This window comes from Actinoplanes cyaneus (assembly GCF_016862095.1).
Taxonomy (GTDB): domain Bacteria; phylum Actinomycetota; class Actinomycetes; order Mycobacteriales; family Micromonosporaceae; genus Actinoplanes; species Actinoplanes cyaneus.
Genome location: NZ_BOMH01000099.1, coordinates 1 through 10,067 on the forward strand (window position 1 = coordinate 1; position 10,067 = coordinate 10,067).

A 10,067-nucleotide genomic window follows, 5' to 3' on the forward strand; every position below is an offset into this window, starting at 1 on the left:
TCTTGGTGGAGTCGCTGTTCAGCCAGGGCCGGGTGGACGAGTTGCGGCAGCGGGTCTGTCAAGAAAACGGCTCTGTCTCACTTTCGGTGGTGACGGTGAGTAAGTTTGTTAGCCGAGCAGAATGCGGTGGCGGAGTAGTGCGAAGCCTGCTCGTCCGTACATTTGGCGTTTGAGCAGCTTGGTCTTGGTGTTGACGCCTTCGGTGGTGCCGTTGTGGTGCGGCAGCGTGACGGCGGCATCGACGGCGTGGCGGTCCCGGTCGAGTCCGCGGGTGAAGGCGTGCAGGTGCGGCAGGTCTTCTTGACGGGCGGTGCTGATCCATTCGGCGAGCCGCTCGGCGTTGCTGCTGATGGGTTTGAGCAGGGCGGCGAAGGAATGCACGAGGTCGGCGAGCGCCGTCATCTCGGGGCAGGCGGTCGTGAGGGAGGCGAACAGGTCCTGTTGCCGCTGGCTGCGGTGATCGGGGTGGGTCAGTAGGTAGCTGGTCAGGCGGCGTGGTGAAACAGTGGGACGGTCGGCTTCGACGCGGCCTTGGTTGATGTATTTGTGCAGCAGGTTGAGGCTGCCGGTATAGCCGAGAGTCTTGATCTGCTGGAACAGATGCAGGACCGGGACCGCGGGGTTCTGCTCACGGCGCTGGCGCAGATGATCGCGGTAGGGGTCGACGAGGGTGGGCCGATAGCGCGGCGCCCGGATCAGGTTGTCGGGTTCGGTGACTCGGGCGTAGCGCTTGATGGTGTTCAGCGAGAGGTTGAGCCGGCGGGCGCATTCGAGCAGGCCGACGCCTTTGTCGAGCAGGGCGTGGACGTGGTGCCACCGTTCGCGGGTGGTGGTGGCTTGTGGCCCGTCGGACGGTTGGTTCTGACGGTCTCCCGTGGCTCCACCCGGACGGCTTGAAGTGGCCCCACCGTTCGAGTGAATCGGTTTTTGTGACGGCTTGATTTGGCCCCACCGGGCGGGGAGCTGGGAGTATCGACTCTCCGTAGTGGAGAGGCCGTCGAGTGGCCCGTTCGCGTGTGGAGCTGTTCGAGGCGATTCGCCGGGACTACCGGCGGGGCGTCTCGCTTCGTGGCCTCGCGGAGCGGTATGGGGTGCACCGGCGGGTGGTGCGGCAGGCGGTCGATTCGGCGGAGCCGCCGCCGGCGCGGAAGGCGCCGGTGCGGGCAGCGCCGAGGCTGGAGCCGTTCAAGGCGGCGATCGACGCGATGTTGACGGCGGATCTGACCGCGCCGCGTAAGCAGCGCCACACGGTGCGCCGGGTGCTGGCGCGGTTGGTCGCGGAGAACGCGGCCGGTGATCTGTCGTACTCGACGGTGCGCGACTACGTCGCGGTCCGGCGACGTGAACTCGCGGCGGAGGCTGGCCGTGGTCGGCAGGAGGCGTTCATCGTGCAGACACACCGGCCCGGTGAGGAAGCCGAGGTCGACTTCGGCGAGCTGTGGATCCGGCTGGCCGGTGTCCCGACGAAGGTCTACCTGTTCGCGCTGCGGATGTCGTATTCGGGCAAGGCGCACCGCGTTTTCGCATCTCAGGGGCAGGAGGCGTTCATCGAGGGTCACCTGCACGCGTTCGACGTGCTGGGCGGTATGCCGACGGTGAAGATCCGCTACGACAATCTGCGGTCGGCGGTGTCGCGGGTGCTGTTCGGCCGGAACCGGACCGAGAGCCAGCGATGGGTGCTGTTCCGCTCGACCATGGGTTTCGAGGCGTTCTACTGCATGCCAGGCATCGCCGGCGCCCACGAGAAGGGCGGCGTCGAAGGCGACATCGGCCGCTTCCGCAGAAATCACCTGGTCCCGGTCCCGGAGGTCGCCACGCTCGCCGCGTTGAACGCGATGATCGAGGACGCGGACCGGGCCGACGACGACCGGCGCCTGGAACACCGGCTACGGACCGTCGGGCAGGACTTCGGCGTCGAGCAGCCGCTGCTGGTCGCGTTGCCCGTCGACCGGTTCGAGCCGGGCCGGGTGCTGACACCGAAGGTGAACCGCTACGGCCTCGTTGGGGTCCGCCAGTCGCACTACTCCGTCCCGGCCCGGTTCATCGGCCTGACCGTCCGGGTGGTGCTGCGCGCCTCCGAGGTGATCGTCTTCGACGGCCGCACCGAGATCGCCCGCCATGAACGCTCGGTGGTCAAGAAGTCCCAGACGTTCGTCCTGGACCACTACTTGGAGGTGCTGCTGCGCAAGCCCGGCGCCCTGCCCGGCTCGACCGCGCTCGCGCAGGCTCGCGAGGCGGGGGTGTTCACCATGGCGCACGAGGCGTTCTGGGCAGCGGCGGTGAAGGCCCACGGCGACGCCGACGGCACCCGGGCGCTGATCGACGTCCTGCTGCTGCACCGCCGGCTGCCGGCCGCGGACGTGATCGCCGGGATCACGATCGCCCTGCATGCCGGGGCCACCAGCGCGGACGTCGTCGCGATGGAGGCCCGCCGCGCCCAGCAGGTCAGCCGGCCCGACCCTGGCAGCACCGGAGCGGAGCCGCCGGCCACCGCCCGGGAGCAGCGGCGGGTGGTCAGCCTGACCGAACGCCGGCTGGCCGCGCTGCCACCGGACTCCAGGCCGCTGCCCTCGGTCGCGCACTACGACCAACTGCTACGCCGCCGCGCGGCAGGACCCGCACCACCTCAGCAAGGAGAAGTGTCATGAGTCGTCCCCGCCGCGCCCTGACCGAACCCGCCGCCGAAGCCGCCGTCGACCAGGCCTGCCGCATGCTGCGCCTGCCCACCATGCGCAACCGCGTCGGTGAGCTGATCACCATCGCCGAGAAAGAGCAGCTCACCTACCGCGGTTTCCTCGCCGAACTGCTCCTGGCCGAGTGCGAGGACCGCGACCGGCGCCGCTCCGAACGGCGGATCAAGGGCGCCGGGTTCCCGCGGGAGAAGTGGCTCACCGATTTCGACTTCGACGCGAACCCGAGCATCAACCCGGCCACGATCAACACCCTTGCCGGCTGCGGCTGGGTCCGTTCCGGTGAGCCGCTCTGCCTGATCGGCGACTCCGGCACCGGCAAATCGCACCTGCTCATCGGCCTGGGCACCGCCGCCGCGATGGAAGGCTTCCGGGTCCGCTACGTCCTGGCGGCGAAACTGGTCAACGAACTGGTGGAGGCCGCCGACGAGAAGGTCCTCAACAAGACCATCGCCCGTTACGGCCGGGTTGACCTGCTCTGCATCGATGAGCTCGGCTACATGGAACTCGACCGGCGCGGCGCCGAACTGCTGTTCCAGGTGCTGACCGAACGCGAGGAGAAGAACAGCGTCGCGATCGCCTCCAACGAGTCGTTCTCGGGCTGGACCAAGACGTTCACCGACCCGCGGCTCTGCGCCGCGATCGTCGACCGGCTCACCTTCGGCGGCAACATCATCGAGACCGGCACCGACTCCTACCGCCTCGCCCACGCCCGGCAGAAGCAGGATGCGGCCGCGGCGAGCTGAACAGGTCCTCGCAGAACCTGCTCACCACCTTCACGAACTCGCTTCGGCGGCAGGCACGCCGACTGAAACGACGATCACGACTGAGCACTATTCAGCACGTCGGTGAAATCCGAAGCCGGTGCGATACACGTGATCGGGCAGCCGATCAGCGATGCCCGCCCCGAGCGCAGCCACGCCCACGCCTATCAGCAGCTTCCATGAACCCCACCATGCAACGACAAGGACGCCGCCCAATACGACAGAGATCATCCTCATCATGCGAACTTGATAAGCACGCAGCTTCACATCTTGGTCCAGCGCACGCAGCCTCGCTGAACTGCGGATGATCTGTCGCCGAAGCTGTCGATATGCCGACGACTTACTACTCAGAGACGCCAGCTGTTTCTGATCCTGCTCGATCTTCTCCCGCAGCTCACCGATAACCCGGCTATCTGACCCGGCGCCGGTCACGACACCCCACCTCTCGAACACTGTCAGCCTGCAGAGCAGGCCGCACCCCCGATCTGACATCTCATCCTCGCATGGCTTGGCACTGAACCCGATCAGCAAACTGCGCCGCCAACCGAGCACTTGGTCACGCTCAGCAACCCTGATCGAGAGGTCTTGTGACCCCACGCTGGGGCCAAAACAAGCCGTCAGACCTGTGCGAACTTCGAGTCCCTGGAGCCAAATCGGGCCGCCCAGGTGGGGCCAGCAGAGACCGTCAGAATCAGACGGTGGCGGGCCGGCCTTGGCCCAGCAGAGGCTGTGAGCAGCGACTTCTTTACCGGTGGCCTCGGCGAGGTTGTGCCACAGGTGCCAGCGATCGGCGACCTGGACCGCGTCGGGCAGGGCCCGGCGGACGGCTTCGGCGTAGGTGGCCGAGGAGTCTCGGCAGACGATCTGCACACCGGGATGCTCCCGCAGCCAGCTCTCCAGGGTGTCCGCTCGGCGATCGAGCAGAACATCGACGCGGTCGTGTGTCTCGGCATCGATCAGGACCGTCGCGTACTGCCGGCTGCGGCGCAACGCGAAATCGTCCACGCCCAGGATCCGGGGAACCGGCCGGTCCGGCGGCGGCAGCCCGAGCAGTACCCGCAGCGCGGTATGCCGGGAGAGCAGCACTGCCAAGGCCGACAGCAGACGGACCCCGGCACGGCCGGCTAACTCCTTGACCACCGCGCCGATCTGGTCGGCCAGCCGGGGAGTGCGGCGTTGATAGCGTTCCAGCACGCCAGGGATCTGCTCACGGAAGGTCTGCCGGCAGCTGCGGGTGGGACAGACCAGACGCCGTACCCGAACCCGCAGCACGACCCGGCGGGCATCGACCGGAACGTCGGCAACCACGCGTTCGTGATAGCCGTGCACCCGCTGCGTCAGGGCCCTGCAGCCCGGGCACGCCACCGCCGACGACGGTGTCCGTGCCTGGATCAGGATCAGTTCACCCTGGTCAACGACATCTTCGATTACCAGCGGAGACAGACCGGCGAACACTGTGCTCAACACTGCATCGGCATCTCTCATACGACTACAACGACGCCGATCACTTTTAGTCACCACCGAAAGTGAGCCAGAGCCGTTCTTTTTACAGTCCCGCGGCAGCGGGTACTGGCCGGTGACTTGCACGCCGTGGAACCGTTGAATGGGCTCCTCGCTATCCAGGGCCACGTGGAGGAGTTGTTGCAGCGAGCCACTGCCGGGGACAGGGCTGCTGCCGAACTGTTGGCCCACATGCTTGCCCTGAGCGGCAAGGTTGAAAAGGGCATCACTCTGCTGCGGCTTTCTGTCGGTGAAGACGATGAAGTCGGGCTCGGGTCGCTGGCGGCGATGCTCGCCAAGTACGGGCGGGTGGACGACGCTATCGCCTTGCTCCAGCCGCACGCGGATGAAGGCAACGACTACCTCTCAGGTCAGCTGGCCGGATTGTTCGCCAGGAACTACCGCCTTGAGGAGTTGCGCAATCTTGCCGACGGTGGAGATCCATACGCTGGCGAGCTGTTGGTGCAGGCGCTTTTCGACCAGGGCCATGTCGATGAGCTCGAGCAGCGAGCCGACGGCAGCGACTTCCTCTCCGTGAAGTCGTTGGCCGTGACGTTGTTGATGGAGTCGCGTGCCAGACAAGGCCGCACCAAGGAAGCCCGTGCCCTGATGTTCCGGGCTGGGGGGAGCCATGACACCGTCGTCCGGCTGGCCGAAGTATTGGCCGAACAGGGTCACTTCGACGATGCCGTCGAACTGATGCAGCCGCGCGCCGACGCAGGTGATCGGTACGTTCTCGGACGGCTGGCTGTACTGCGCAGCCGGCATGGCCAGTTCGAGAAGGCGATCGCCGATCTGCGGCAGTTGACTGACGAGGGAGACCCGTTTGCCCCCGTGTGGCTGATCGAACTACTCGCTGAGCGAGGGAGAATTCGGGAACTAGAGGAAGAGGTAGCTGCAGGCACGCCAGGTGCTGCCAAGCAGCTGGCGTTATTCCGTCCGCGAGCCAGTACGGACTGACACTAGGCAGATAATCACGCTGCTGCGTCCCTACCGACACCCTGGCGACAGGCTGGCGACAGCCGGACCGCCATCTGCCCGGGGTTGGCCGGCCCACTCGACGCCCTTGCGTCCAGTGGGCGCCGACATTTATCTGGCGCCTACTCGGGCATCTCAGGGACGTCTCCCAGAACAGTTAGCTGGCGCTCAACACCTCGCGCCGTGGCCGGCGCTGCGGTCCGGGTCGGCTTGCCCTCGACTTCGCTGCTCCCCGGCCTCGCTGCCCGGTCCTGCTTCGTTGTTGAGCGACGGGTTGATGTCACCGCTCGCCGACAAGTTGATGTCACTGGCGGTCGCCCCGACTGCGAGGAGCCGAGCGTGAGTCGGTTTGAGCAAAGTCGTTGCGCACGCGCTCCTCCAGCAGCGACGGTGCGGTTTGCCGGTACGGCTGCGGCTCGCATCGGTCGATTTGGGGTACGGTCTGCGGCCATGGACGTCGTCGTGGACATCGTGGTCGCTGCGATCGCCTTGGCCGCCTTGATCGTTGCCATCCTGGCCAACCGAAACGCCAGCCGAAGCGCTGACGCCTCCGAGGACAGTGCGCGCGAGGCGAAGCGAAGCGCGGACGCTGCTGAACGCCAGGCCGCCGCAGCCGAGGCCGCGCTGCCACCGCCGCCGCCGGACGTCGCCTGGAAGGCAGAGCGGCGCAGTACCGCCCGCAAGGGCAGCGGCGCTACCTTCGTCCTGCGTAACGTCGGCACCAGCACGGCTTCCGGCGTTCGGGTGGTTGTGCCTCCGGCCTACAACGGCCTCGTTCGGTCAGAGCTAGGAAACAACGAAGTGCCTGCCCACGGTTCGTTCCAGGTCGTGGTGATCGGTATCGACCAACTTCCCGATTTGGATGAGCTGTTGATCGCATGGGACGGGCGTGACGAGCCGGTCCAAGTGCCGCTGCCGGCTTGGTGAACGCCTTCTATAGGTGATCGGTGAACGGGACGGGTCCAGCACCCAGCGCGAGGAAGCTACCGCTATCAGGGCGGAGCAGAGTCGCCGCGTAGCGGCCTTCGGGTTCCTCCGTCAGGATGGTGCAAGCTGAGCTGAGGCTGGAACCCTTGACCCGGGCCAGCACGTCGTCGCCCTCAATCGCGGTGATCCGGCCACGCCATGTGTAGCCATCGTCGATCGCATTGCCCTGCAAAGGTTCCATGACAAGCAGCGCTTCGTATCGCTGGTCGAAGCCGTCCAAGACAGTGATCTTGCGCGCCGTGGCAGTCATGCGCTGAGCGTAGAGGTGGGCATCTCGCGTACGCGACCTTCTCCGATGTCCCTCGCCGGTGGCTGGCCGAGACGCTAGCTGTTGAGCGGCAGTTGATGTTAGTGACCGGCGACAGGTTGATGTCAGTACGCGCTGGCGTTACGTGCCACGCCGAGGTGCTGCTCGACGTGGCCGCCGAGGCGGTTCGCTAGGCGGCGAGGTTCCCGGTCCAGAGGGAGACGATGCGAGCCGCGTGGCCGGCGACGTACCCGTCGAGCCCGCGGGCGTGCTGCCATCGGGCGGGCAGCCGGTAGGCCGTGCCGGCCTGCAGGTCGAGCATGCAGGCGGTCGCGTCCGGAGAGTGCAGCGCGCTGATGTTGGTCTGCATCAGGTAGAGCAGGACCTGGACGCTGTGCTCGCTCAGCGGCGTGGTGTCGAACCACAGGTGGATCACCTCGACGTGACCATCGGATGCACGAGCCCGACCTGCGGGTTGAGATTGATGGTGAGCCCGCCGTGCACCGTGGTGGCGCTCGTCAGCTTGGCCTCACCCATCCCGCCGGGGCCGCCGCGGCTGGCCAGGAAGGCGAGCCAGCCGGGAGCCAGATCCCGGTAACGGGTGCTGAAACGGGCCGGCGGCTGATCGACAGCGGCCTGCAGATGCTGATGGCCGGTGCGGAAACGCAGATCGCGGCGGATCGCGCCGCAGAGCTGAGACCACGGGTTGAATTCCTGGGTTTCGCGCTGGTGGCGCAGTTCGTCTACGACCCGGCTCTGCTGCAGCGGTAGGCAGTTCAGGGTGCGGGCGAGCCCGGTCCCGGTCAGGTAGGGCACGGTGGTGTTGCTGGGGGTCATTCCGCAGATCTCCTTTGGGAAGGCGTTACCGCGCGCCGGCTTTCCGGGCGCGCGGGGGCAAACGCCGCTCCCGTGCGAGACCTCCATGGTTGCGATTCGGCGGGCCCTGATGACCTTCCGATCGCACCTAGGTATGGTCGAACTTGCTGAAGAACGACCCTGCCTCGTGCGGGAGCCCGGCCTCGTGAGTTGGCGCTCACGGGGCCGGTTGCGTCTGCAGGAACCACCATAACGGTCGGCGAAGGGCTCCAACATCGTCGACGCGGCCCGCAACCATGCCTGCCGGGTCTCCGGCTGCAGATCCCCGTACTCGGTCAAGGAGCCGGACTCCAGAGCTGGGTCGTAGGGCACCACGGCGACCCCCGCGGGTCCACTCTCGAAGTGCCTCCGGAAACCCCTCCAGCAGCGGCAACGTGCCCGGCGACGGACAAGGGATCAACGTCACGGCGTTCGCCACCATGTCGCCCATTCCGCTCTCCTCGAGTACGCCGAGTACCCAGTCCCCGGTGGAAGGGGGCATCCTCCCCGGTGGTTAAAGGCTCTTGAGGCCGTCGGCGAACTCGAGCCGGGGCCCACCAGGTAGCCGCCGAGCCTGCCGCACCTCGGACGTGGTCGGCGTGGACCTGGACCGCAAGGACGGCGTCGACGGCGTCGACACGCTGCGGGCGCTGTGCGCCGCGGCCCTGGCGCCGTGGCCGGTCACGTTCACCGTGGCGACCGCGCATGGCGGGCTGCACCTGTACTTCCGCGCCCCGGCCGGCGTGGTCGTGCCCAGCTCGATCGGCTGGTGGCCCGGCGTCGACGTCCGCGCCCCCGGACAGCGGCTCGGCGGCTACCTGGTGGGCCCCGGCTCGATCGTCGACGGGCTGCCGTACACCGTCGCCCACGACGTGGCGATCGCGCCGCTGCCCGCCTGGCTCACCGTGAAGCTGACCGGCCGCGGGCGCCGGTAGGGCCGGCTGATCAGATGCCGGTCTCGGCGTAGGTGGGCAGGCCGTAGCCGCTGGCGATCGGGTTCCACCGGCCGATGAACTGACGCTTGGTGGCGGTGGCACTGCGCGAGTAACGCATGCCGTCGGCGTGGTTGCCGTCCTTGCCGCAGCCGGACTCGCCCCAACGCACGAACGCCTGGTCGGCCCGCAGTGAGAACGTCAGCGCCCGGACCAGGGTGTCGCGGAGGGCGCCGCCGCCGGACAGGGCGGAGACGTCGGTGCCCTGGAGCGCATCGATCTGGTGCGCCCGGCCGTTCGCGACGCCCCGCAGGGCGTCGGTAGCGTCGTCGACATCGCGGCAGGCGTCGAGGTCGTTCAGCGCGGCGAACAGGGCCGATCGGCTGCGGCCGGACCACCGCAGGATGCCGTCGATGGTGGCCGCCTGGTCCTCGCCGCTGCTCACGCCCGCCCCCTTGCGGACGGCGCCGCCCAGCTCGATCGCGATCTTTCCGGTGGTGCCGCCGGCCGCCGTGACCGCGATTCCGTTGCCGTTACCGACGATGTGGATCTCGCCCTTGACGTCCTCGATGGTGACGTTCTGGGTGGTGATCGCGTCGGCACCGGCGATCGCGTAATTGGTTCCGACACCGTCGCCGGCGGCGTTGGTGTAGCTGACGATGAGGGTGGCTTTCCCCTTGGCCTCGTCCGAGGTGAATATCTGCTTGAGGTAATCGGCGCCGGCGTCGACCGCGATTTCGGTGCCGATCTCCAGCACGATTTTGCCCAGCACCTTGGGGGCGACGCCGCATCCCGACAGCACGAGCACCAGGGAAAGCAGAACCTTACTCAGGGAATTCGCAACGGCCGGCATGGACACATGCTCGTGCGGCGCCCCGATCGGTGTCCTCATCGGACCCGGTGCAAATTGGGTCCGATCATCCGAGGGCCGGAGCCAGGATCACGCGCATTCTCACCCTCAGTGTTCAGATTCGAGCGGAGGGTGATCCATCTTGAGATTCCGCAGATTCGCCTCGTGGCGCCGCTACGCGACGCCAGACCAGCAGCCCTACTAAGTGTTAAGCGCCAGCTAACCGACCGTCGGTGCGCCGGACGAATTGAGCCATTTTCATCC

At 67.2% G+C, this 10,067-nt stretch carries 9 protein-coding genes and 2 pseudogenes; 5 read left to right on the top strand and 6 right to left on the bottom strand.

Translation table 11 applies throughout. The features are described 5' to 3' along the window. Positions 1-108 precede the first annotated feature (108 nt). A pseudogene (locus tag Acy02nite_RS44775) lies at positions 109-849 on the bottom strand (transposase); the annotation flags it as partial. A 152-nt stretch (positions 850-1,001) separates the two neighbouring features. Between Acy02nite_RS44775 and istA the strand changes: the two are divergent. Together istA and istB are read left to right on the top strand one after the other, a co-directional pair. Beyond that, positions 1,002-2,648, top strand: a complete 1,647-nt coding sequence (gene istA / locus Acy02nite_RS44780) for an IS21 family transposase (RefSeq protein ID WP_203755868.1) — start codon at positions 1,002-1,004, stop codon at positions 2,646-2,648. Further along, on the top strand, positions 2,645-3,436 hold the full coding sequence (gene istB, locus Acy02nite_RS44785; RefSeq protein ID WP_203755870.1) for an IS21-like element helper ATPase IstB: 792 nt from the start codon (positions 2,645-2,647) through the stop codon (positions 3,434-3,436). Before istA ends, istB begins: the two co-directional genes overlap by 4 nt. Positions 3,437-3,751: 315 nt before the next feature. Here istB and Acy02nite_RS47075 read toward each other — a convergent pair. Then, a pseudogene (locus tag Acy02nite_RS47075) lies at positions 3,752-4,939 on the bottom strand (ISL3 family transposase); the annotation flags it as partial. Positions 4,940-5,083: 144 nt separating this feature from the next. Here Acy02nite_RS47075 and Acy02nite_RS44795 point away from each other — a divergent pair. After that, positions 5,084-5,914 carry a tetratricopeptide repeat protein gene (locus tag Acy02nite_RS44795; protein ID WP_203755872.1) on the top strand — a complete coding sequence of 277 codons (831 nt, stop codon included), beginning with the start codon at positions 5,084-5,086 and terminating at the stop codon, positions 5,912-5,914. 468 nt (positions 5,915-6,382) lie between these two features. Continuing rightward, complete coding sequence (locus Acy02nite_RS44800) at positions 6,383-6,859, top strand: hypothetical protein (protein ID WP_203755874.1); 477 nt, start codon at positions 6,383-6,385, stop codon at positions 6,857-6,859. A gap of 7 nt (positions 6,860-6,866) precedes the next feature. Here the strand turns inward: Acy02nite_RS44800 and Acy02nite_RS44805 are convergent, their stop codons facing one another. The 3 genes from Acy02nite_RS44805 to Acy02nite_RS44815 all read right to left on the bottom strand — a co-directional run bounded on the left by Acy02nite_RS44805 (position 6,867) and on the right by Acy02nite_RS44815 (position 8,090). Continuing rightward, positions 6,867-7,169: a hypothetical protein gene (locus Acy02nite_RS44805; protein WP_203755877.1), complete on the bottom strand. Its 303-nt coding sequence runs from the start codon at positions 7,167-7,169 to the stop codon at positions 6,867-6,869. Positions 7,170-7,356: 187 nt separating this feature from the next. Next, entirely contained in the window at positions 7,357-7,602 is a 246-nt protein-coding gene (locus tag Acy02nite_RS44810) for a hypothetical protein (RefSeq protein ID WP_203755880.1), read from the bottom strand. Next, the gene (locus Acy02nite_RS44815; protein ID WP_203755883.1) at positions 7,599-8,090 is read right to left on the bottom strand and encodes a hypothetical protein; all 492 of its coding nucleotides are present in this window, start codon (positions 8,088-8,090) and stop codon (positions 7,599-7,601) included. Before Acy02nite_RS44815 ends, Acy02nite_RS44810 begins: the two co-directional genes overlap by 4 nt. Positions 8,091-8,545: 455 nt before the next feature. On the opposite strand from Acy02nite_RS44815, the gene Acy02nite_RS44820 reads away from it, so the two are divergent. Continuing rightward, entirely contained in the window at positions 8,546-8,956 is a 411-nt protein-coding gene (locus Acy02nite_RS44820) for a bifunctional DNA primase/polymerase (RefSeq protein WP_264653458.1), read from the top strand. Positions 8,957-8,966: 10 nt separating this feature from the next. Here the strand turns inward: Acy02nite_RS44820 and Acy02nite_RS44825 are convergent, their stop codons facing one another. Beyond that, complete coding sequence (locus Acy02nite_RS44825; RefSeq protein ID WP_203755887.1) at positions 8,967-9,812, bottom strand: hypothetical protein; 846 nt, start codon at positions 9,810-9,812, stop codon at positions 8,967-8,969. Positions 9,813-10,067: the final 255 nt, after the last annotated feature.

Coding starts and splice junctions, on each gene's coding strand:
- istB (WP_203755870.1), top strand. CDS start 2,645: ATGAGTCGTCCCCGCCGCGCCCTGACCGAACCCGCCGCCGAAGCCGCC.
- Acy02nite_RS44800 (WP_203755874.1), top strand. CDS start 6,383: ATGGACGTCGTCGTGGACATCGTGGTCGCTGCGATCGCCTTGGCCGCC.
- Acy02nite_RS44805 (WP_203755877.1), bottom strand. CDS start 7,169: ATGACTGCCACGGCGCGCAAGATCACTGTCTTGGACGGCTTCGACCAG.
- Acy02nite_RS44815 (WP_203755883.1), bottom strand. CDS start 8,090: ATGGAGGTCTCGCACGGGAGCGGCGTTTGCCCCCGCGCGCCCGGAAAG.